Origin of the sequence: Candidatus Villigracilis proximus (assembly GCF_016717045.1) — a bacterium.
In the GTDB taxonomy this organism is placed as follows: domain Bacteria; phylum Chloroflexota; class Anaerolineae; order Anaerolineales; family Villigracilaceae; genus Villigracilis; species Villigracilis proximus.
Map to the genome: position 1 here is coordinate 290,025 of NZ_JADJUO010000001.1, position 22,526 is coordinate 312,550.

The 22,526-nt window shown below is 49.3% G+C and carries 20 protein-coding genes and 2 pseudogenes; 1 reads left to right on the plus strand and 21 read right to left on the minus strand.

The features are described 5' to 3' along the window. Positions 1-11: 11 nt before the first annotated feature. Genes IPL71_RS01525 through trmD form a run of 3 tightly spaced genes read right to left on the minus strand, consistent with a single transcriptional unit; the run spans position 12 to position 2,231 of the window. Entirely contained in the window at positions 12-869 is an 858-nt protein-coding gene (locus IPL71_RS01525; protein WP_345318212.1) for an MFS transporter, read from the minus strand. Continuing rightward, a complete protein-coding gene (locus IPL71_RS01530; RefSeq protein WP_345318783.1) occupies positions 799-1,395 on the minus strand; it encodes an MFS transporter in 597 nt (198 codons plus the stop codon). Before IPL71_RS01530 ends, IPL71_RS01525 begins: the two co-directional genes overlap by 71 nt. Before the next feature lie 23 nt (positions 1,396-1,418). After that, complete coding sequence (trmD, locus tag IPL71_RS01535) at positions 1,419-2,231, minus strand: tRNA (guanosine(37)-N1)-methyltransferase TrmD (protein WP_345318213.1); 813 nt, start codon at positions 2,229-2,231, stop codon at positions 1,419-1,421. 96 nt (positions 2,232-2,327) lie between these two features. Here trmD and IPL71_RS01540 point away from each other — a divergent pair, with 96 nt between their 5' ends. Beyond that, complete coding sequence (locus tag IPL71_RS01540) at positions 2,328-3,029, plus strand: diacylglycerol/polyprenol kinase family protein (protein WP_345318214.1); 702 nt, start codon at positions 2,328-2,330, stop codon at positions 3,027-3,029. A 324-nt stretch (positions 3,030-3,353) separates the two neighbouring features. Here the strand turns inward: IPL71_RS01540 and IPL71_RS01545 are convergent, their stop codons facing one another. From IPL71_RS01545 to IPL71_RS01630, 18 genes and pseudogenes are all read right to left on the minus strand, one after another. Beyond that, positions 3,354-4,097, minus strand: a complete 744-nt coding sequence (locus IPL71_RS01545) for a PIG-L deacetylase family protein (protein WP_345318215.1) — start codon at positions 4,095-4,097, stop codon at positions 3,354-3,356. 180 nt (positions 4,098-4,277) lie between these two features. Next, positions 4,278-5,828, minus strand: coding sequence for an alpha/beta fold hydrolase (locus IPL71_RS01550; RefSeq protein WP_345318216.1), 1,551 nt, complete (start codon positions 5,826-5,828; stop codon positions 4,278-4,280). Continuing rightward, positions 5,792-5,992 carry a hypothetical protein gene (locus IPL71_RS01555; RefSeq protein ID WP_345318217.1) on the minus strand — a complete coding sequence of 67 codons (201 nt, stop codon included), beginning with the start codon at positions 5,990-5,992 and terminating at the stop codon, positions 5,792-5,794. The genes IPL71_RS01550 and IPL71_RS01555 overlap by 37 nt, the downstream gene beginning before the upstream one ends. 19 nt (positions 5,993-6,011) lie before the next feature. Beyond that, complete coding sequence (locus IPL71_RS01560) at positions 6,012-8,162, minus strand: glycoside hydrolase family 2 protein (protein ID WP_345318785.1); 2,151 nt, start codon at positions 8,160-8,162, stop codon at positions 6,012-6,014. 85 nt (positions 8,163-8,247) lie between these two features. Further along, a pseudogene (locus tag IPL71_RS25720) lies at positions 8,248-8,442 on the minus strand (glycosyl hydrolase 2 galactose-binding domain-containing protein); the annotation flags it as partial. A 167-nt stretch (positions 8,443-8,609) separates the two neighbouring features. Beyond that, positions 8,610-9,004 (minus strand): annotated as a pseudogene (locus IPL71_RS25725) (DUF1839 family protein). Further along, positions 8,899-9,576, minus strand: a complete 678-nt coding sequence (locus IPL71_RS01575) for a DUF1839 family protein (RefSeq protein WP_345318219.1) — start codon at positions 9,574-9,576, stop codon at positions 8,899-8,901. The pseudogene IPL71_RS25725 and the gene IPL71_RS01575 overlap by 106 nt, the downstream one beginning before the upstream one ends. After that, complete coding sequence (locus tag IPL71_RS01580; RefSeq protein ID WP_345318220.1) at positions 9,573-10,502, minus strand: amino acid--[acyl-carrier-protein] ligase; 930 nt, start codon at positions 10,500-10,502, stop codon at positions 9,573-9,575. The genes IPL71_RS01575 and IPL71_RS01580 overlap by 4 nt, the downstream gene beginning before the upstream one ends. Before the next feature lie 2 nt (positions 10,503-10,504). Then, on the minus strand, positions 10,505-10,684 hold the full coding sequence (locus IPL71_RS01585) for a hypothetical protein (RefSeq protein ID WP_345318221.1): 180 nt from the start codon (positions 10,682-10,684) through the stop codon (positions 10,505-10,507). Beyond that, positions 10,674-11,696 (minus strand): acyl-CoA dehydrogenase family protein, encoded by a 1,023-nt coding sequence (locus tag IPL71_RS01590; RefSeq protein ID WP_345318222.1) that lies wholly within the window; start codon positions 11,694-11,696, stop codon positions 10,674-10,676. The genes IPL71_RS01585 and IPL71_RS01590 overlap by 11 nt, the downstream gene beginning before the upstream one ends. Positions 11,697-11,715: 19 nt before the next feature. Then, positions 11,716-11,964: an acyl carrier protein gene (locus tag IPL71_RS01595; RefSeq protein ID WP_345318223.1), complete on the minus strand. Its 249-nt coding sequence runs from the start codon at positions 11,962-11,964 to the stop codon at positions 11,716-11,718. Between the two features lie 384 nt (positions 11,965-12,348). Then, entirely contained in the window at positions 12,349-13,146 is a 798-nt protein-coding gene (locus IPL71_RS01600) for an ATP-binding protein (RefSeq protein ID WP_345318224.1), read from the minus strand. A gap of 39 nt (positions 13,147-13,185) precedes the next feature. After that, the gene (locus tag IPL71_RS01605; protein WP_345318225.1) at positions 13,186-14,139 is read right to left on the minus strand and encodes a histidine kinase dimerization/phospho-acceptor domain-containing protein; all 954 of its coding nucleotides are present in this window, start codon (positions 14,137-14,139) and stop codon (positions 13,186-13,188) included. After that, the gene (locus IPL71_RS01610; protein WP_345318226.1) at positions 14,114-14,956 is read right to left on the minus strand and encodes a PAS domain-containing protein; all 843 of its coding nucleotides are present in this window, start codon (positions 14,954-14,956) and stop codon (positions 14,114-14,116) included. Before IPL71_RS01610 ends, IPL71_RS01605 begins: the two co-directional genes overlap by 26 nt. After that, a complete protein-coding gene (locus IPL71_RS01615) occupies positions 14,932-17,457 on the minus strand; it encodes a PAS domain S-box protein (protein WP_345318228.1) in 2,526 nt (841 codons plus the stop codon). Before IPL71_RS01615 ends, IPL71_RS01610 begins: the two co-directional genes overlap by 25 nt. Beyond that, positions 17,427-17,975: a PAS domain-containing protein gene (locus tag IPL71_RS01620; RefSeq protein ID WP_345318230.1), complete on the minus strand. Its 549-nt coding sequence runs from the start codon at positions 17,973-17,975 to the stop codon at positions 17,427-17,429. The genes IPL71_RS01615 and IPL71_RS01620 overlap by 31 nt, the downstream gene beginning before the upstream one ends. 596 nt (positions 17,976-18,571) lie before the next feature. Continuing rightward, positions 18,572-19,072 (minus strand): GGDEF domain-containing protein, encoded by a 501-nt coding sequence (locus IPL71_RS01625; protein ID WP_345318232.1) that lies wholly within the window; start codon positions 19,070-19,072, stop codon positions 18,572-18,574. Positions 19,073-19,145: 73 nt separating this feature from the next. Further along, positions 19,146-21,950, minus strand: a complete 2,805-nt coding sequence (locus IPL71_RS01630; RefSeq protein ID WP_345318234.1) for a PAS domain S-box protein — start codon at positions 21,948-21,950, stop codon at positions 19,146-19,148. Positions 21,951-22,526: the final 576 nt, after the last annotated feature.

Here is a 22,526-nt window from a genome sequence, read left to right on the forward strand (position 1 = left end):
TTATCCTTGCACTATTTCACTGCTTCTCCATGTTTTACGCCGAGCATTAGCCATAACGCGATCAGCATAAATCCGGGCGCGATCAGCATGATGATGTTGTAGTTGTTATTCGTGAGCCCGATCGCCCAGCCGTTGAGGTTGGGACCGATGATCGCAGAGAAGGTGGAGAATAAATAATATAAACCGGTGAATGTGCCGATGCGTGCCGCGCTGGTTAAATCCACGATCATGGGCAGGGAGTTGATATTGACAAAAGCCCAGGCTGCGCCTGCGAAGATGAGCAGTACGCCCGCGAGGGTGAGCATACGCGGGCCGCCTTCCACCAGTGGAATTCCCACCAGCGGCAGGGGTGCAATACTGGTCAGCAGGGCGCTGGCAGGTGTGACGTAAAGCAGTACAAGGATGATGGAAATAATGATCAAGCCCATGGAAATTGTGTTGCGCCGTCCGATCTTGCCGGCGATGCACCCGGATGGGATGGCGAACAATACAAAGAACAGGGGGAGCACCGAGAGTAATGTTGCGCCGTCACCTACAGACAGGCCAAGGTGATTTTTTGCATAGAGCGTGAAGAATGTATCCACGGCTGAAAAACCGATGAACCAGAAGAAGATGGCGAACAGGATGCGTAGTCCGCTTTTGTCTTCGTTGGTGAACACTTCGCGCAAGCTCTCCAACATGCCCGGCTGACTTTCTGCCTGACCATATTCTTTTGGCTCTTCAATAAAGAGATATACAACCAGCGCAGAAATTAAAACAAGACCTGATCCAAGCCAGAAGGGAAAGTTGGGACTCATCTTATAGAGTAAGCCGCCTGTTTGGAGGGCGATGATCGTGCCAATACCGCCCATAAAAATTAATGATGCCATTTGCCTGTGAGCGGAATTCTGAAGGTGTGATATCGGGCATGAGCGCGATGATCGGTGTGCGCCAAAATGCCGCGCTTAATAACAAGGTGCTGGTACAGGCTACAAACAAGGGCAGCGCTGCGGGCAATGGGATCAACCCGAATGCAACAGCGGTGATGGGCGCACCGATCAACAGGAAGGGAATGCGCCGCCCCAGTGGAGAGCGTAATTTATCAGACCATGCGCCAACGGGCGGCTGAATAAAGAGCGCGGCGATGTTATCCAGCGTCATGAAGAAGCCGACGACGATGGGCGAGAGTCCGAATTTTTCTGAAAGAAAGATGGGGACAAAAGCGTTATACACGCCCCAGACGACACTTAATCCAAAAAACCAAAGCCGAGCAGGAAGGTTTTGCCGTAGTTCAATCTTGTTGCCATGTTTTCCTCCGTTGGTGTAAGGGATATAGGGTTTGTGATGTTTATGAGGGTTATGAGGTCGAAAGTCTAAGGTCGAAGGTCGGGTGTCGAACGTTACACGTCTGTTGATTTGTGCTTTTTACTTCTCACTTCTCATTCTTCATCACTTGTTTCTCGCACTTCACGTTCTTCTTCATTCTTTAGTTTTTCAAGAAACTTCTTATCTTCTTTGCTCAGGTCTGCTTTTTCGAGCATGTCGGGTCTTTTTTTATATGTGCGTAATAAAGCCTGTTCACGACGCCATTTATCAATTTTTGCGTGAGCGCCTGAAAGCAGGACTTCGGGAATTTTCCAGCCGCGAAATTCAGGCGGACGTGTGTAATGCGGATATTCGAGCAGTCCCATGGCGTGTGAGTCATCCTGTGCGCCGGTGGGATCACCAAGAACATCAGGCTGCAGGCGCGAGATCGAGTCGATCATGATAAGGGCGGGCAATTCTCCGCCGGTCAATACATAATCACCGATGGAAATTTCATCGGTCACGAGGTGTTCGCGGATGCGCTCATCGAAGCCTTCATAGCGGCCGCAGATCAAAACAATGCGATCGTGTTGTGAAAGTTCCTGGGCGATGCTTTGGTTAAAGACACGTCCCTGCGGGGTGAGCAAAATGATTGGAATGTTTACATCCTGAGCGGAAGCCTCGCGTTCTTCGAGGCTGTCGTCGAAGGAGGCATCGACTCCCAAAACGGATTCAATGGCTTCGAAGATCGGCTCGGGCTTCATCACCATTCCACCGCCGCCGCCGTACGGGGTGTCATCGGTCATGTGATGTTTGTCGTGGGTATAATCGCGGATGTTGTGGACACGCACTGTGATCAATCCCCGTTCACGGGCGCGTTTGATAATACTGGTATCAATGTAAGAAGGGAATACTTCGGGCAGGAGAGTGAAAACCTCAAATTGCATAAAGGGATTTTAGCATATTAATAGGGAATATCTTTTTTCAGACATGCGTGTTTTACTACCGAAGCATCAAATCATCAAATCATTCCGGAGTCTTTCGTGAACAACTATATCGCCCTCGTTATTACCTTTGCTCTTTCAATGTTGTTTTTACGTTCGATGGATTACATTGCCCAGCGCGGTTGGATGGACAGTAAACTCAGCCGCAAGGTTATTCATATTGGTACAGGACCTTTGTTCGTGCTGTGCTGGTTTCTCTTCCGCGATACGCCAGATGCGCGCTGGCTGGCGGCGCTGGTGCCATTTGCGATCACGCTGCAATTCGCATTGATCGGTTTTGGCGTGATAAAAGATGAAGCGTCTGTTAAAGCCATGTCGCGCACGGGCGATCCCAGAGAAATTTTACGCGGCCCGCTTTATTACGGCATCATGTTCGTGGTGTTAACTGTGGTCTATTGGAAGGATTCTCCGGTGGGTATTATTGCGTTGATGATGATGTGCGGCGGCGATGGCATTGCCGATATTATCGGACGTCAGATCAAATCTGCAAAACTTCCGTGGAGCAAGGAGAAATCCATCGCGGGCACGATCAGCGTTTTTGCGGGCGGCTGGGTGTTTGCGGCTGCACTTATTTTTATTTATGTAATCGCGGGAATTTTTAGCGGCCCGTTTACCAATTATCTTTTTCCGATCACACTCATTGCGCTCGCGGGCGCATTGGTTGAGTCATTGCATTACAAAGATATTGATAACGTAACCATGACCCTCGCTTCGGCTTTGATCGGCGGATTGTTCTTTTAAATAATTCTCTACCGTACAAATCCATCGCTGCAGATTTACCTTACAGGCACTATGTCGCTAATTTACACGGATTTTTTTCTTGAATTTGCGAAAATCTGTGTAACACCGCACTCCCGAAAATACATCGGGACGATGTGGCGCGCGGCGCAAGTGTTCGCGGCGAAAACGGGTCTAATAAGATGAAGTAATTTCAAGGCAGCAACTTGAGTTAAATAAAAAAATCAGTCTTGAGTTAGGCAGTAAGGATACCCTGCTATCTCAAGACTGATTACTGATTACTGATTACTGATTACTGATTACTGATTACTGATTACTGATTACTGATTACTGTTCTTCTTCCTCTTTTTTCAAGATCATCACCTTATAGGCTTCGGCAAAGTCGAGTCCTTTTTCCCTGCCTTCATCTTTTGCCCAGCTATAGATCCATTTATCAACATCGTGCGTATCTGACTGGCTGATATGTTTTTTCAGCGCTTCGATTTTCAGGTCAATGGTTTCGCTGATATCAACCCACGTATCGGATTTTTCAGCGCCGTGGATGTACAGCCGTTTGACGTTGTGCGGTTCATACCCCGCTGTGAGCAGGTCGGTGAACATCAACCGGGTCCCAGCGGACGGGAAGACCGCGTAGGTGGCGGCTTCGGCGGCGGCGCGATGGTCAGGGTGATTGATATATTCATTGCCGTAGAACCAGCCCGAAGGGTCGCCTGATACGACGACATCCGGTTTGTGAATGCGGATGAGGCGGGTCAAATCTTTTCTTAAGGCAAGGCTTGCGACGAGTTCTCCATCTGGATAGCGCAGGAAAACAGTTTCATGAATCCCGAGTGTGTGGTTTGCCTGCAACTGCTCGGCTTCGCGTAATTTCGCCAGCACTGGTTTGTAGTCTGCGCCTTTGGTGACATCATTGGAACCCGAGTCGCCGCTGGTGATGAGCACGGAGATGACTTTGCATCCTGCTTTGACCCATTTTGCGAGTGTGCCCGCGATTGAAAATTCCTGATCGTCAGGGTGCGCTTGAATGGACATTGCAATTTTTGGGAGATATTCTTTTTCGTTGGTCATCATTGCATTTTACCTGATAAGAATCAAGAGAGCCGGAATCGCCTATTCCGGCTCTCTTTCACAAAGGAGGAGAAGAGAAATCACCTTACTCCCGTAACTTTATCACTGAACCGCAAAAACTACTTGACGCCCGCCCTACGTTTGACCGTTGATTGCGCAACGATAAAAATTCTCTCCATGCGGTTAACGATAGCGTGAAGAGAAATATTGGCCCACCTGCGCCAGCAGACGTGAGCGGCCCAGGTGTGAAGAAAAATTGTGGTTGGCTTTTGGAATAAAGGATACTTCAACCACTTTTTTTTCCATTAATTTTTTTACCGTCTTTCCGGCGCCTTCGATCAATAATTGATATCCCGGGTCAGATTCTGAAATAAAGAATCGAATGGCGACCCCTTTTTTTGAGATCAGTTCAAGGTCTAATGCCAGGTCTTCAACATCCCGGGCGCCCATTAATCTTCTGAGGCGATTGACGAGCGGTTTAAAGATGGCAATGATTTTTAACTCCAGCACCATGGGCAGGGTTTTAAGAATATGCTTAATATTTTTCTCGCCTCTTAATAACTGCTTCCACCGATCTTTTTTCCACATCGATTGACGGTACGCGCCCCAGTCCATGTAATATTCGGCGGGTGAGGCATCCAGTGACATGCCTTCCCGCCAGTGAAACGTCAACGGGTTGACGGGGATGATTTCCTGAATGGAATCATCATCCAGGTGCAGCGCTGTTTGAAAAGACGCATACGCGCCGGAGCATAACCCCATGGGGATGATTTCCTGCACGCCAAAGGTATCTTTCAAATATTGAATGGCATCCCGAATATTTTCCAGCGCTTCAGGCAGATAGGGGTCATTTTCCTTTGCGGGATTTGGATGAACGCTGTCGCCCAACCCCAGAAAGTCCATGCGCATCACACGAAAACCCATCGACAATAATTGACGGGTAATATAAATATAATTTCGATTGGGTCCGATGCGATGTACCGAACCCGCATTCAGCAGCAGAATGGTGGGCTTTCTCTCACCGTCGCGCAGCAAAGGCTGGCTAAAGATCCCAAACAATGTTTCGTTGGAAAATCGGCAGATCGTTTCGGCCACGGGGAAGCCCCCGCCAGCATCCATGCTTTCTTTGGCCGAGGAGCCATAGGTGTAACAATCAAAACGGGTTTCCTGATGATGTTCCAATGCAAGGAAGGGCGTTCTGCTGATCTCTTTTTTTTCAACTGAAATATTCAACAGACAATCCGTGATCTGTTGAATGGCATCAAGCGGAACCCGGCTGTGATGCGGCAAACTCATCATATCTGCGTAGCCCGGCAGGCTGGTATGTTGAAAATTCTTAAGCGTGGAAGACCAGCGTTCGATCAACTCATTCGGGACCGGCATATCCGGGCCGTTGAATAAGCGCACATGTTTTGCTTTTTGCGGATTGATCTGCCCGAGTGAAATGGATGTGATCTCATTCATGGTTTCACGGGTGATTAAGAACCCGCCGCCTTCCAGCGAGGAGCTGTCAACATCCAAACCGGCATTCTCTCCCGTTTTCTGTAGTGCCAGCATTTCGCGGATATAGCGCCGTCCTTCCACCACCGGAACCCAACATAACAACGCTTCCAACTCCAGAGTTTCGGCAAGTGTGGCGGCCAGCGTTGCTCCCATGCGCAAGCCCACCAGACTAATGTGTTCGACGCCGCGCTGTTTTACAAATTCGTAGGCATGTTCAATACTTTGAGCCAATTTTTCATCCGGTCGGGGTCGGTATCCAAACCGGATGAGTCGCCAACTCCCTGATATTCGATCCTGAAAACTGTGAGACCGGCTTCAGCCAGCCCGCCTGCCAGGTGACGTAATCCGCGATAGGAATTAATGAATTCATGCCCCACAGGCGGACAAATGATCACAGCGTGGTTTGTTGGCTTCTCAGGCAGATGACACCAGGAAAGTAAAACATCCCTGCCGGATTCGATGTAAAAGGGATACGTTGGATCGTTGAACTGTTTGTGTTGTTCTGCATAAGATAAAAATCAATCGAATTAAAATTTTTATGAATTCCCGTGTATTTGCCGCCCACATAAATATTTGTGGAATTTCAGAGGCGTGACTTGCAGGCTTTAACTTGACCAGTCTCGGCTCGCCGGGCATCAGGTGAAAATAATTATCGTCAGGAAGGAAGCCTTCACATTCAATTTGTATGGCATGTAAAAAACGATCTGACAAAATGGACAGCTGGTATCCATCATCCTTCCACCACGCCGCGGCTTCGATCTCCGCCTGTATATGCGGAAATGTTTTTTTTAGAGGAAAATGAAACTGCTGACAAATGATCTCCCCGGCGCTGTTTTTCAAGCTGCCACAGGCGACATCGTGTTTGGGCGGACCGAAACGATATGCATAGGCAGTATCATAAAAACCACCCAGAAGTTCCTCGGCGTGGATGGTGATGCTTGAATGCGGCGCAATCGATATTTCTTTGGCAGCTCTGGCAACGGTCACGTTTTCATTTTGCAGCATGCGGAATTCGAGCAGACCTGTAAATGGACGCGGGGATTCGTTTATCGCGTGTAGGTGCAGCCCTTGCAGTCCTTCATCTGTAATTACCAGACTGATTGGCTGCAATGTGCGCTTTAAATAGTAATAGGCTGCTTTGGGAGCATTGTCACTGTCCACCACGCCCCAGCCTGCACCGGGCAGTAAATCTTTATAGAACCAAACCAATCCGCCGCCGCAATTGCTATTGGACGAACGCCATTCGGAAAAAACCTGATTCATCATTTCACCGCTTGCAATGCGGGCAAGCAGAAGATAACGGGCTGTGTCGGTATTTTTTAATTCATCTGGATCAACGTCAAATAGTTCACGCAAATAATGATCGCGGACATCTTCAAAGTCCCAGTCAGAGCCGTTATCTTTTGGGACACCACTCTTCCACAAGGGTTGATTGGATGTGAGATCCAAGTCGCCCAATAACTTTATGATGGTCTTGTCTTCGGGGACATTTGCGAACCCCAGACATTCAGATGCAAATTTCACATCTGCGCGGCGTGTATCTTGAATATCTCTTCGATATGCGCCAACACCGTAATAATGGGTGACTCCCTCGCTTGTGTAAAACGGAAGTGTTCCTTCGCTCGGTGTAGATGGAACGTAAACTGAATTTTCGTGAAGTTGATGAACCAATTCAGGTAATTCTGCTCCAAACCATTTGTTACGCCAGTATTCTTCCGGGATTCCCATCATCGCGGCTTGTTGTTCTATTTCATTGTTGCCGCAATAGATGACAATACATGGGTGAGCGCTCAATCGCTTTAATTGATAAGTGACTTCACTTGTGATGTTTTCATGAAAGGCTTCGTCTGTAACCGGATAGTCCATATTGGAGAACATGAAATCCTGCCAAATCATGATTCCCAACTCGTCGCATAGATTGTAGAACTCATCCTGTTCATAGATCATGGTTCCGCTGATGCGCAGCATGTTCATGCCAGCGTCGCGGGCGAGGGCCAATGCGAGACGTAAATCGTCGGTTGTTCCGGTTAGAGAGATCAGGTCGTTGACTGTCCATACGGCGCCGCGGGCGAAGATGGATTGCCCATTTATTTGCAACTGAAATAAATGATCGTTTCGGTTTAGTTTTACATCCCGAAATCCAAGTTGACCGTTTTGTAGAACTTGTTCTTTGCCGTCAAATTGAATGGATAAGCTGTATTGATATAGTTTTGGGTTACCGTGTGTGTGCGGATTCCAGGTTTGGATCTGCGGAATGATAAGTTTTTCGTCAATGTGGATGTGTTTGTCTTGCGTTGTTCCTGAGAACAAAATATGCTTTTTATTGTTGATCTCAAAGATGATTTCACAGGATTGGGATTTATAAAAACTAAAATCCACTTTTATTTTTATGTGACCGTCAGTTTGATTCGCCCACGGTTGCAGGCTCAGATCATTAAGTTTTACCGTCTCCGCAGACTCGAGACGAATACCTTTCCACGGGCCGATCGGTTTGGCGGATGATGCCCAGCCGGAGATGTATCCCAGCAGACTGGTGCGAAACCAGCGCAGGTTTTGCTGCTCCACCAATCTTGTTTTCCATTTGGGGCGGGACTTTTTTTCTTTGAGCGCATTGGCGAGGGAACGAAAGCAGATGACCAGTTGATCTCTTTTCCTGCAATCTTTCTGAAATATCCACGCGATATTGCAAAAACATATTGCGCGCATTTAAGATAAGGACACCGTTAAGCCAGATATCTGCCAAAGTTGCCAGACCGTCGAATACAAGTTCATGCTGATTGGCGTGCGTTTCTGGAAGATCGAAATCGGTGGAATACCACCAGTCATATTCGTCGAGATCAGAGATGGATTCGAGGGGGAGTGGAGAGAGTCAACCAGCAGCTGGGCAACTGTGCCGGGAACGGTGGCAGGTAACGGCGGAGTCGGATGCGTGGTTTTCATCCAGTCAGGATTTTCATGCTGACCGGATTGTGTCTTTTGTATCCGCCACTGCTTTGATAATTCCATCATAAATTAATTGTAGAGGTTGCGTAGCATGTCCATGGCAGTTTGCCAGGATTGCCCCATTTTTTCAAGCGATGAAAGATCGAGCGGTTTCTTTTTGCTGACGGCTCTTGCGAGTTGAAATTGAATTGTCTTGGCGCTGGTGGATAGTTCGTTGAAAATTTCAATCGTGCCGCTGAGACCTGTCTGTCCGTTTTGCTCAAGCCATTGCAAATAAGTTTTTGATAACTCGTAGCAGCGCCAAATTGACGCAGGGTGACGAAGGAATATTGATGGAAGGTTTCCATCGGTTCGCCGGTCAGCCAGTCGACATCTTTTGTGAGGCGGGTGGTGAACGTGTCAAATGGATTTTTGTTGGCAATAATTTTAGTTGGCGGCGCAAAAGATTGATGGAGGTTTCCAATAGCTGAGCCTGCGTTTTTTTGTTTTCCCAAACTTTTACGAATTCAACATACGGCGGCAGATAAATATCATCCTGCATGTGCAGGCGGAAGAGATGAGTAAAATCATTTCCGTTAAGATTGTAAAATCCCTGATTATGAAAATAACCAAGATGATTGTTTTCAACATCGATCTCAACAATGGCGATGGTTGTTTTTGTGTGGGCGGTTTGATACGCGGTGCCATGCGTGTCTGGTAAATAAAAAGAATCCACTTCAACCAGCACAGGCCTGCCGAGCGTTACCTGTTCTTCGACATGCTCGATAAGCGATTTCCAAATGGCGAGCTCCTGCACATCCAAGCCGTAGAGTTCGTAAAGATCGGCCAGCGGAAATTTAAAGAATGTCCACTGGTCGCCTTCAAAGTCGATTGCCAATGTGAACGGCAGCGCGGCGATTGGCTCATGCCCCAGCGCGTGCAATAGCTCGATCCATAGATCGGTGTAGCAATTTGTTTCCGCCCAAATTCGATCTGGTCCGTGAATCAGATGACGTGAATAGGTTTGCGGAGCTACCTGCAAAATGGATTTTTTCATAATCCCAAAAGGTTTTTGGTTGCGGCGGGCCAGGTCTTTGGATCGAAGCCAAACTTTTTAAACAAAGCGAGTGCAGTGCGTTCCAGACCAAATCCAACACAGGCGGTGTGCGCAAGTTCGCCGCTTTGCAACTTAATATTAAATGGATGGCTGAAGTGATCCAAATGATAATTGCTCGAAGCGATGGCGGTTGGTTTTTCTTCACTGGTGATGGCAACCACCAACTCATATTTTAATTCCTGTTCACGCTGCGAAACGACCATGGCACGTCCGCCGCGGCCAAAGAAGGGATCATTGGCAAGCGCGGGTTTTGCATCAAGTTCGAGTGCGCGCAGCATTTCTTCGCCTTTTTTGAGCCAGTTATCGCGGTGAGCCAATGCCTGTTCGGGCGTGCCCATGCGCACAAATTCATGCATACGAAAAGTTTGCATACGCGCGGGGTCATTCGATGGTTCGTGCCTGAATGCAAAACCAACCAGATCAACCAGCCGTCCATTTTCAGAAAGCACGCTATCTTTGGCGGTGGGGTAGAGCGGGTAACAGATGGCAGGCGTCAACATTAGTGCGGTCGGCCCGAGGTCGCCTGTCCATTCTTCGCCGTCCTGGATTTTTCTCAACATTTCCAAATGATCTTTTTCTTTTCCATAAAAACTGTGGATGGAACCGATCAGATCGGGGAATGATTCAATGTGCGTTGTTTTTAAATAATTCGCGCGGGTGATGACAGGTGGAAAGCGCATCACCTCTGGACCGAGCGCCTGCCCCTCTTTTCTGACATATTCATCAAACGTTTGGATGACATGCTCGAAAACTCCGCTGCGCCCATACACGCCCGGCGCGCCTGATTCGATCAACAAACCGGCGGCGATCAATTCTTTTTGATAGCGTTCCTGTATATCATCCAGATGGTCGTGTGTGTGTGACATGGTTAATCTCCACGGTGCATGTGAAGCAGGGTTGCGTTGTGATTCATAATGCGGTCATTGTTGACCATTAATGACGCGCCATACGCATCGCGCAAATGACGGCTGAGACTGTATTTTGTGTCGTTGCGATAGCCCGCGATGCCGCAGATCAGCAAACTGCGGCTGACAATCTCAATGATCAACGTGGAGCAGGAAATTTTCCAGGTTGTTTATTTTGACAGAGAAGCTAAAACTATCCAGCCCGTCGGTATTGTTCTCGCTCAATAACTGTTGATACTGCAAAGCGCAGCCATGCACGTTGTTCCGCATTTCCTGCAAGATCGAGTGGACTTCGGCCAGTCGCAGCGAAGCAGTTTGCGGCGCGTTGGGATTCTTCTTCATCATATCCCGCACGAACGCGCGCGCCATGTTGACCGAGTCTGTGGCAATGCCGAGCCAGAGTGATCCCCAGAGAATATGCGCGGTGGGGTGCATACTGTGGCTCAGCACCTCAGCGAACGGGGTTGGGATGATCTGATTTATATTCCCGTGGGCTTTGACAATAAAGCCTTCACTGCATGTTCCTCTGAAACCCATCGTGTCCCAACTCATGGTGGGTTCCAATTCGTAATCGGTCTTCCTTAAAACAACATGCACCTGATCGTTTGCAGGTGCATCGGGTGAACGGCGAGATGTAATGAAGAGATCATCTGCTTCGGAGCCATAGGAAATAACGGGTGCATTTTTGGTGAGGGTAAATGTATCGCCTTCCACTTCCACAGCGCAAATGCTGGAGCGCAAGTCTCCGCCAATGCCCATTTCTGTGGTCGCGGATGCCAGCAGTCGTTGACCTGCGGCAACTTGTTTTAAATAATCTCTGAAGTGATTGTTGGTGAGTCCGTGGTGGGTTGCGCAGGCTACTTGAATTTGATGCATGGCGAAGATCATGGCTGTGGATCCGCAATATTGCCCCAGCGTTTCACAGAGTCTGCCGACCTGGCTGATGTTTAACCCCATGCCGCCCAGGTCTTGCGGGATGTATGCGCCCATCAATCCCAATTTCTTGAGAGCGTCCATGCTTTCACGTGGAAAACGCGCCTTCGCATCCACGTCTGCGGCGTTGGGCCGCATCACTTCTTCGCCGATTTTTTGCACTTCCTGTAATAATTTATCAAATGCAGGTTGTTCGATCCCGGTCTGGTCAAGATGCTCCATTGCTTTTTCTCCAGTACGATCAATGATTGGAATTTTTTAATTGTTCAACCACCCCGATGATAGAGTTAATGCTTCCGAATGTTTTGCGCCCCAGCAGGCTGTCTGGAATTTCAATATCAAATTCCTCTTCGAGGGTCAGCATCACGCCGACTGTGGCGAGAGAGGTCAGCCCCGCATTATAGAGATCGCTGGTATCTTCCAGTTGATCGACCGGAGTGGAAAGGCGGCCATGTTTTATTAAAATTTCACGCACTTTTTCGCTGTACATAAAATCTCCAGATTAATTTTTGATTAATGTTTCGTATTTTACTCTAATTTATTTGATTAGCTGATGACTTTTTGGGATTTGTTATTTTAATGTTATGCTCGGTTTTATGGATGTTGTGAAAGTTTTATTGCTTTCAGATTTACTGATTACACCGCCCATTTTTTCTTTGCCTTTATGTTTTGTTTTAGAATCGAGAGAGCCGGGATCGCCTATCCCGGCTCTCTTTCACAAAGGAGGAGAAGAGAAATCACTTTACTCCCGTAACTTTATCACCGACCTGCAAAAGCTACTTGACGCCCGCCCTACGCTTAACCGTTGATTGCGCAACGACCAACATTTTTGTAAGCAGCACGGACCACCTGATCCCGTGGAAGGGAAGAAACATCAGCTTGCCGCATGACCGATAAGTTTTTCTATCGTTTGCACAAGTTCTTTTAATCGAACAGGCTTGCTCAAGTATTCATTCATGCCTGCTTCGAGGCAGCGTTCGCGGTCGCCGGGCATGGCAAAGGCGGTGAGTGCGATGATCGGAACAGAGGCAAATTGCGGCGCGGCACGGAGACGCCTGGCTGCTTCGAATCCATTCAGGCGCGGCATTTGTATATCCATCAAAATAAGGTCAGGAGAAAACTCCTCCGCTTTTGAAAGTACTTCTTCACCATCATAGGCCACAACTACCTGATACCCGCGATTTTCCAAATAATCACGAGTCACAGTAATGTTGGATTGATTATCTTCCGCGAGCAAAATTTTTCGTGGGGCGGCGGGCAGTTTCTGCGCAGAGGAATTGTGTTCGCTGTCTGCGGCATCAAGCGGTTCGCGGCTGGTGAGAGTTTTTGTCTTTGAATTCCACGGCAATTCAAAAGTAAAGCGGCTGCCCCGGCCGGGTTCGCTTTGCGTCGTTATACTGCCGCCGTGCATTTCGACCAGCTTCTTCACCAGTGTTAATCCCAACCCTGTGCCTTCATATTGACGCGACAAACTGCTATCGACCTGTACAAAAGGCTGGAATAATTTTTGCAGATTTTCAGCGGTAATGCCAATGCCTGAATCGGTGACGGAGAACCGCATCATGCCCGCCCTGATATCTGGTTCTGTTTCGAGTTTTATTTTTCCGTTTTCGGGTGTGAATTTAACCGCGTTATTCAGCAGGTTGACCAGAATCTGTTTGAGGCGCTTCAATCAGCATGGATGGTGGATGCGGCGGGAGAAGGTGTGTATTCAACGGTGATGGCTTTTTTTGTTCGCCAGTTGTTTGATAAATACCAAACTTGACTGGCAGATCTCATCTACACTGACAGTTTCAGACAGCAACTCAAATTTACCAGCTTCGATCTTGGAGACATCCAAAATATCATTGATCAAGGTTAGCAGGTGTTGCCCGCTGGATTGGATGATCCCCAGCGCATGATTTTGTTTTTCATTGACGCTGCCATAAATACCGTCCATCAGCGTTTCTGAAAAACCCAAAATGCCGTTCAGCGGCGTGCGTAATTCGTGACTCATGTTTGCGAGGAATTCATCTTTGGCATGGTTGGCGCGGATAAGTTCGGCGGTGCGTTTTTTGACTTGCACCTCCAATTCATCGGTATATTGATGGATCAATTCCTCGGCTTGTTTGCGCTCGGTAATATCGATAAATGTTACAACGATCTGCTGGATACTGCCGTCCTTTTCCAAAACCTGATAGGCATTACACTGCACCCAGGTTGCGGCATTCTGACCTGGCTGGATGATGCCGAGAATGAGGTTGGTGATCGGCTCTGTGGTGGAAAGCGCCTGATTGACCGGGTAATCCTCCAGCGATAACTTTGTGCCATCTTCCCGAACGAAATGCCAGGCAGGGTCAATGACTGTTTTTCCCAGCATTTGATCAAGCGTCAGGCCAAGCAGTTGTGAAGCCATTGGATTGGAGAGCAGGATGCGGGTATCAGCACCGTGGACGACAACACCGACTTGCATGTTTTGAACCAGGGTGCGGTATTTGTTTTCACTTTCCTGTAATGCTTCTTTTGCCCGTTTGCGTTCGGTGATCTCGCGCGTAACGCCAATGGCTTCAAGGCGGCCTGTGGTGTGATTTACCATATAGCGGGCGTTGACTTCCGTCCAGACTGTGTTTCCATCCCGGCAGAATTGCTCAAATTCATCGTTAAAGAATTCGATCTGTCCCTTCACGGAACCGTTCGATCCGGCCAGGGGCGAGAGTCCGCAGATAGGCAAGCGAGGCCGGCGTTAGTGATTGGGCTGTGCCTTGCAGCATGACTTCTTCGGCAGTGAAGCCGCGCAGCGCTTTGATCGAGGGGCTTACATAAATGAATTGATCATATTCAACATCCAGCACGAAGATCACATCAGAAATATTCTCTGCCAGCAGGCGGTATTTTTCTTCGCTTTCACTCAGGGCGATCTCGATTTGTTTGCGTTTATTAATATCGGTATGGGTTCCGATCAAACGCAGCGGTTTTCCCTGTATGTCATACGCCACGATCTTTCCAAGTGAAAGGATCCATTTCCAATGGCCGTCTTTTGTTTTTTGGCGAAACTCAACCCGGTATTCGGGGATCGTGCCGTGGAGGTATTCGCTAAATGTTTTGGCAGCGGACTCCTGATCGTCGGGATGCATTCGCGCGAGCCACGCAGCGTGTGTCTCGACGAACGTTTCTGGGTCGTAGCCGAGCATTTGCGCATATTCCCGGTTGACAATGGCCGCGCCGCTTTGCAGATCAAGATCGAACAATCCCTGATTGGCAGCCTGCAAAGATAATCGTAATCTTTCTTCACTCTCAACCAGGCGCTCTTCTGCATGTTTGCGTTCGGTGACATCGCGGAAATTAATCACGATCGCATTTACACTTGGTTCTGCGAGCAGGTTTCTAAAGGTGCTTTCCACCCAACGCCAGTCCTCGGTTTTGTGCTTAAAGCGGTATTCGAGCGTGGGCATCAGCGCAGCATCCTGAATCAAATGATTTAATGCGCTAAGTACCTGCGGCAAATCATCCGGTGGGTATCAGACATTGGGCTTGCGGTAATGATTTCTTCTTCGTCATAGCCGAAGATCGTTTTGGCTGCCGGGCTGACATAGGTGAAACTTCCATCGATATTGACCAATGCAATACCGTCCGGCGCTTTTTCGATCAAGGCTCTAAAATGCCTTTCGGTTTGCACGGATAATGCTTCTGCTTGCTTGCGTTCGATTTCAGTATCCAATGCATCAAGCGCGTATGAAATATCCTGTGCGATTTCATACAGCAGGTTTTGATCGTCGTCGCTAAAGCCTTGCGTATCAGATGCGTAGACGGTGAGCGCGCCAATCGTTCGTTTTTTTTGTTGAAGTGGAACAGATGCCGATGAACGATAGCCGCGTTTTAAAGCCTGTTCACGCCATGGAAGCATGTGCGGGTCGTTGGCAATATCCTGAGAGATGACGCAACGCCCTTCGCGGATGGCTGTGCCGGTTGGGCCGCCGCCCAGAGCCTGGTCGTGGGCCGTGATATGTAAATCTGCCAGATAGCCTTGTTCTTCACCTGCAAAAATGACCGGTCTGATATTTCCATTGGTTTCGTCGGTCAGGCCGATCCAGGCCATGCGGAATTTTCCATAATTAATCGCGATGTGGCAAATATCTGTAAAGAGGCCGTCGCGATCTTGCGCACGGACAATTGCCTGATTGATCTGGCTGATCGTGGCATACATGCGATTCGCGCGGATCACCTTTGCTTCGGCCTGTTTGCGCTCGGTAATGTCTATGGCGGTGGTGAGCACACAACTTTCATGGTTGAGCTCGATGATCTCCATTGAGCCGAGGACGATGCGTAGTTCGCCGGATTTATTCCGCAGTGTCATTTCCTGGTTGTAAATAAAACCCTGCTCGCTGATCTGGCGGGTATAGGCCTGCCGTTGTTCGAGGTTTACAATATTTAATTGCAATGAAGTCTGGTTGAGCAGTTCGTCATGGTTGAAGCCGGTAATTTCAGAGTAGGTTTCATTGGCTTCGATGCAGGTGCCGTCTGAAGCGCGTGTGATGACCATGCCGACCGGGCTTGAACGAAACGCTTTGTGAAACCGTTCTTCGCTTTCGATCAATGCATCTTCGGCCCGTTTGCGCTCGGTAATGTCATGTGCTGTTCCGCGCACGATATTACCTGATGCGCCCTCAGCTCGCAGGGTATTGTTATAAGCCCAGGTGCGCACCTCGCCGGTTGCGACGCGTACTTCCATCAGGCCGCGCGCCCGCCCCTCGGTGTGGATATGTTTGAGGTAGATGGCGTATTCTTTTTCTCCATCAAATGCGATCAAATCTTTTAGATTTGTTTTCAACAGGGTTTCGCGTGAATAGCCGCTTAATTTAACCGCCGCTTCATTTACTGAAAGTAAATTTCCATCAAGGTCATGCGTGCAGATCAGGCTCTGGCTGTTTTCGACCAGATCGCGATAATTTTCCTCGCTGGCTTTTAGAGCTTCTTCATTGATTTTGCGTTCGGTGATATCGCGATAATTGATGACGATCGCGTTGACACTCGGCTCTTGCAGCAGGTTGCTGCCGATGCCTTCCACCCAGCGCCAACTGCCATTGGAATGTTTGAGGCGGAATGATCCATGAATCACGTTGCCCGGCTGGCTGAGAATTTTTTCAAATTGGGTTTGCACCCATTCCTGATCGTCAGGATGAATGAGCTCAAAGATATTATGCCCTTTGAATTGTTCGTGTTGATAGCCAAGTGTGCGGATCGTGGCCGGGCTTTCCCAGAGAAGCGTTCCATCAGGCGCCAGGAGCGAGATGTTATCCATACCATGCTCGATCAGAGAGCGGAAACGCATTTCGCTTGTGTGCAGGGCTTCCTCTGCGTATCTGCGCTCGGTGATATCCTGCATGACGCCCATCATCCGCGTTGGCGCGCCATCTGTCCCGTAGGTGATTTTTGCCTGTTGGTGAATCCAGCGCACCCTGCCGCCCGTTAGGATGATGCGGAATTCATAATCCAAATCGCTATGATTGGCAAAGATGGATTTGTCCAGCTTGAGCATGTATTCCCGATCTTCGGGGCTTGCCATGGAGGAGATGGTGGATTGTGAAATGGCGCGGCCTTTCAGCGGAAGTGGAATTTCCAGAATCTGGAACAACTCATCGGAACAAACCAGGTCTTCACCGGGCGCTGTCCACTCCCAGTAGCCGATATGCCCGATGCGTTGCGCTTCAGACAGCAGGGCTTCACTTCTGCGCAGGGCTTCCTGCTGTTGTTTGCTTTCGGTGATATCGCTGTATGTGATCACTACGCCATGTCCTGCAAGTGGTAATGGGGCGGCGGTGACGTTGATCCAGGTGGTGCTGGAATCGGGTTTGACAACCCCCATTTCCACGTTTTCGATTTTCCGTTTTTCCTTCAAGGCCCGCACGCTGGCATATTCATTGGGCGACATGGGCGTTCCATCGGAGTGGATGATTTTCCATTCCGGGTCGTCAATCACCCGCTTTTTATGTTCATCTTCCGGCATGCCAAGCAATTTGGCTGCTGTGGGATTACTTTCAGAATATTTCCTGCATCATCTGAGACAGTGATGCCGAGCGGAAAATTATCGAATAATGTTTTGTATTTGGTGATCGCGATGCGCAGCGATTCTTCGGTATGTTTGAGGTCGCTGATGTCTTGATTGACCGCCACCAATCCGACCTTTTCACCCTCTGTATTCGTTGCGTATGTGACCGAAGACAACACGGGGAAGATGGAGCCATCTTTGCGGTTTTGGAGCACTTCACCTTTCCAGTATTCTTTTTCTGTCAAAGTTTGCAGCGCGATTTCGGCTGTTTCCTGGTGAATGTATTCTGTGGTAATTATTTCATTAAAGGGAAGCCCCAGCACTTCGGTTTCTTTCCAGCCATAGATTTCCTCGGCGGCGGGATTCCAGCTAACGATCTTGAATTGCAGATCAAGGGAGATGAGCGCGCTGGAAACATCTTTGATCAAACCCGCCTGATCGTTTATTTTTTTTTGTTTTTCCTGCTGTGATTTCACTTCCCGGCGCAGTATGAAATAGATCAGGCCGGCGCTTGTAAGTACAAAAAACCAGCCTTTAAGGGTTTCTATAATCAGGTATTTGAAAGGGGGGGGAAGGGGCTTAATTGCAGTACCAGGTCTGAAATTAGAATCCATAGAACGCCAAAAAATGCATAGATCAACGCGGTGCGCTGTGGGGTGGAGTTTTTCCCTGTCTTCATAGTCTTGCTCCAAAGATGGAAACGATCTACCTATCAGGTTTTATCCAAAAGGTTTACGGCAATTACACCGCACTGCATTGGGTGCGGATAAAAAACATTTTTTGTATAAACATTAAGATAAATCCAGTATAGCACCAATATATTTTTTTCTTAAATTTGCCCGGTTGTTGTTACAGTAGGCTTTATCTGTATTTAATCCAAGTTGCGACCTTGTAGAATCTGCACAAGTTTTAACGCTAAGAGAGCGTCTCTTAAGTTATTTTTTGTACACGGATTTGACGGATTGCACGGGCAATCACGGATAAATCCAAAAAATCCGTTCTTTTCCGTGCGCGAAGCGTCAGTGCGCTCCGCGTCCGTGTACTTAAGAAGCAGTCTCTAAGCCGCTGCTTCCTACCTGCCGATCTTGGTCTGATTGCGTCCGGCTTGTTTCGCGCTATACATTACTTGATCTGCGCGGGAGATCAACTCTTCAATTGAGTTAATTTTTTCGGTCTGCCGCATATCGACAATGCCAATGCTGAGAGTTACCGCGGCTTCCCCTTTTTCGGTTGAGACCCGCATCGCCGCCACTCCCGCGCGGATACGCTCCGCCAGCGGATAGGCCTGCTGTGCGTTCGTCATGGGCAGGATCACCACGAACTCCTCGCCGCCGTATCGTCCGATCACATCCGCGGAACGCAATTCAGCGCGTGCCACCTGCGTAACACGTTGTAGAATTTGGTCGCCCGCCGCGTGCCCGAAGGTATCGTTAACTTTTTTGAAATGGTCAATGTCAAACATGATGACAGCCAGCGCCTGCCGATAGCGCATGGCAACTTCCAATTCACGCTCGGCAACTTCATATAGATAACGGCGATTAAAGACTCCGGTCAGCCCATCGGTATGCGCCAATTCCTGTTCGCGCAGCAGAGCGGTTTGCAGTGCGGTGTTTGCTTCTGCCAGCGCCTGCTCGGCCTCTTTACGCTCAGTGATGTTTGAGCACGACGACGCGGCGCGGGGCGGGGGTTTGGGGGGGGGGGGCGGGGGGGGGGGACCCCCCCCCGGGTGGGGGGGGGGGGGGGGGGGGGCGGCCGGGGGGGGGGGGGGGGCCCGGCCCCCCCGGGGGGCCCCCCCCCCCCCCCGCGGCGGCCCCCCGGGCCCCCCCGGGGTTCGGCGGCCGGGCGGGCCCCCCCAAAAAGGGGGCCGCCCCGCCCCGGGGGGGGGGGGGGGCCCCCCGGGGGGGTTTTCCCCCCCCGCCCGGGGGGGCGGGGGGCCCCCCCCCCCCCCCCCCCCCGGGGGGGGGGGGGGGGGGGGGGGGGGGCCCCCCCCCCCCGGCGGGCGGCCCCCCCCCCCGCGCCGCCCCCCCGCCCCCCCCCCGCCGGGGCGATCGTGTACCCGGCCAGCAGGGTTTTTTGCCCTGGGGAATTTGATCGATGGCGCATAGTGGTGGGCCATTTATTCCTCTTCCACTTGACGCACTTTCGCCGCCAGTCACCACAGACCAATCGTCGGCGGTGATTTTGTGGCCAGATCGGCTGGGAATAATTCCTGCATGGTCTTGCCGATCATTATCCACGCCTGAAACGCCGAGCATATCCTGATAATTGTCACTGGCTTGCAGCACGCGGCTTTCGCTGGCCGTGACCGATTTGATGAAGGCATAAATTGGAGAGTGCAGCATAAACAGCGAGAACAACTCATTACTTTCACGCAGCGCCTCTTCGACCTGCTTGCGTTCGGTAATATCGATCAGAATGCCTTCAAGATATTGAATGACGCCCTGATCGTTTAATACGCCAGCGCCCCATTCATCCACCCAGCGCCACTCGCCTGACTTATGACGAATCCGATAAGTACGATGGAACGCGCTTTGGTTGGCATCAGACTGCGCGGTAGATTGCACACAGTCGCCTGGAATATCATCGGGGTGATACAGGTCGAAGAAACTTAATCCATCCTCCAGAAATGCTTTTGGCGGATATCCGGTCAGGTCTTCAATTGCATTGTTCAAATAGAGAAGCGTATACCGTGAGTCATTCAGACATTGATAAATTACGCTTGGAATATTTTCTGCCAGTGTGCGGAATTTTAACTCGCTCGCGCGTAAGCTATTTTCTATCTGCTTGCGTTCGCTAATATCGCGGACAATGGCCCACATCCCCGCCGGTTCTCCCGCTTCATTCCGCAGTAATACCGTATGCAATTCCACCGGAAAGACCGTGCCGTTCTTTTTTTTATATTCCTTTTCATAAACATCGGAATATCCGCGTTTTATGATCTGGCTTTTCACAATATCCGCTTCAAATGTTTGCCACTTTTCAGGCGTAATATCTTCGTATTTTAATTGAGACAGCTCAGCTTCAGAATATCCCAACATGTCCCTGTAAATTTCATTACAGTCCAGAAAATTCCCCTCCATGTTCACGCTCACAAACCCATCGATCATGCTTTCGTGCAGCAGGCGGTATTTTCTTTCAGAAGTCTTGAGCGCATCCTCCGCCTGTTTGCGCTGCACAATATCCCAGGCCAGATTTGCCAATTGGGAAATGGTCTCAATATCCTGTTGATCAAAATCGGTGGGCTTGTTGCCAATTCCCATGATCATTACGATCAGGTCATTGCGTAGAACCGGCACAACGAGTTCGCGCTGAATATTCGCGTGACCTTTCGGCAGTCCCTTGCGATGTGCGAGATTCGGGTAGTCATTATGGATCAATGGCTGACGTGTGGCAATACAATCAGCCCATACGCCGGCTTGATTCACCGGAAAGTGCTCTCCCTTGCCTTTGGCCTGACACATAAACTCCAGCGTATTACTGGACCACATTTGGAGTTTGATCGTTTTTTGATCTTCATCAAGAAAATGAGCGAAACTGACCTGACCGCCCGTCAGCGCCTCGGCTTCATCCAATGTTTTTTGCAGCAATTCATCGTAGGTATGTGTACTTGCGAATTCGCTGATGCGCATCCGCGCTTGCAGCAGCGACGCCATTTGCTTGCGCTCGCTAATATCCATATCAAAGCAAAACAATTCGATCGCCTGGCCGGGAACAGAAACCACCGCGTGACTCGAATAGACGGTGATGCGTGAACCGTCCTTTCGCAGCAGAGACATTTCCGCCGCCGGGGTGGGTTGTTTGGTTTCCACCATCTGTTGAATGGCGTGTCGCACCTCACTGTGCATTTCCGGCGGAATGATCAGATCCAGCAGGTTTTTCCCTATGGCTTCCTGCGCGCTGTATCCGTATAAACTTTCAGAAGCAGAATTCCAATACTGCGTTGTGCCATCCATTGCGTAGCCTTGAACCGCAATGGTCTGCACCTCCCGCAGTGTGGCGCGGAACCGATTCTCGCTTTCCTGCAGCGTCTGTTCCATTTGCTTGCGCGCGGTGATGTCGGTCAACATGGCGCGGCATTCATCGCCTCCCTCAAAACAAGTGGCTTCGAGGCATGCCCAGCAGATTCCCTCCCCGTTTTTTTTAAAGGCCAATTCGCAGGTTTCTTTTCCCTCCCCCGTTAAGAGTTTATTCCAAAATATATTAAAGACTGCGCTAGACTCATTGGAAATGAAAGTATCCAATTCACACAGTGGAAGTTGATCATGATCCACGCCCAACAGATTCGCGCCAGCCAAATTAACCTGAAGGATGACGCCATTGCGAGTCAACGTAAAATATCCCACCGGTGCAAAATCATACAGATCCGTATAGCGACGATAAGCCGCATCAGACTCCGCCCGCGCCTGATTCAGCGACTTGTTCTGTTCCTCCAACTCAAGCAGACGAGTCAACAATCCATGCATCTTGTTGGGAAGTTGGAGGCTTTTTTACCTTTTCTTGCACCTGCTGATTTGATGTTGGTTTTCATCGCATCTTTTTTCCTGATTGTCAGAAAGCAGTCACTGTTTGTCTGTCACGCGGTCATCACAACTTTTTCATCGTATTTTGAGGGAATATTTTTCCGGCAGGAATATGCAGAAGCCTTCCCGCAATTTTGGAAGACGTGGATTGCCAGAAGCAGGGTCGTTTTTGGTGTAAGCATAAAAAGAAAACAAATTTTTACCCTGTGTAGCCGCCCTATTGTGGAATCTCTATTGCAGTATCCAGTTCGTACTGATCTTTAATAGCGCGGCATTTTGGAGTACTTAATAATTTACCGTACGCAATTTTCTTCGATAAGCCTGTTTTGCTCGGACTGATGACTCTCTCCCACTTCCTGCCGAAAACACGGACGAAAGCCCGCAGTCCAACTTTTTGCACAAGGTCAATTAATAAAAGTTTTATTGAATTTTAAATAGTATAGCATAATTAATCCAGGTTGCTGCCTTGTAGAATTTGCACAAGTTTTAACGCTAAGACGCAGAGAC

Coding starts and splice junctions, on each gene's coding strand:
- IPL71_RS01525 (WP_345318212.1), bottom strand. CDS start 869: ATGGCATCATTAATTTTTATGGGCGGTATTGGCACGATCATCGCCCTC.
- trmD (WP_345318213.1), bottom strand. CDS start 2,231: ATGCAATTTGAGGTTTTCACTCTCCTGCCCGAAGTATTCCCTTCTTAC.
- IPL71_RS01545 (WP_345318215.1), bottom strand. CDS start 4,097: ATGATGACCAACGAAAAAGAATATCTCCCAAAAATTGCAATGTCCATT.
- IPL71_RS01575 (WP_345318219.1), bottom strand. CDS start 9,576: ATGAAAAAATCCATTTTGCAGGTAGCTCCGCAAACCTATTCACGTCAT.
- IPL71_RS01580 (WP_345318220.1), bottom strand. CDS start 10,502: ATGTCACACACACACGACCATCTGGATGATATACAGGAACGCTATCAA.
- IPL71_RS01590 (WP_345318222.1), bottom strand. CDS start 11,696: ATGGAGCATCTTGACCAGACCGGGATCGAACAACCTGCATTTGATAAA.
- IPL71_RS01595 (WP_345318223.1), bottom strand. CDS start 11,964: ATGTACAGCGAAAAAGTGCGTGAAATTTTAATAAAACATGGCCGCCTT.
- IPL71_RS01615 (WP_345318228.1), bottom strand. CDS start 17,457: ATGCCGGAAGATGAACATAAAAAGCGGGTGATTGACGACCCGGAATGG.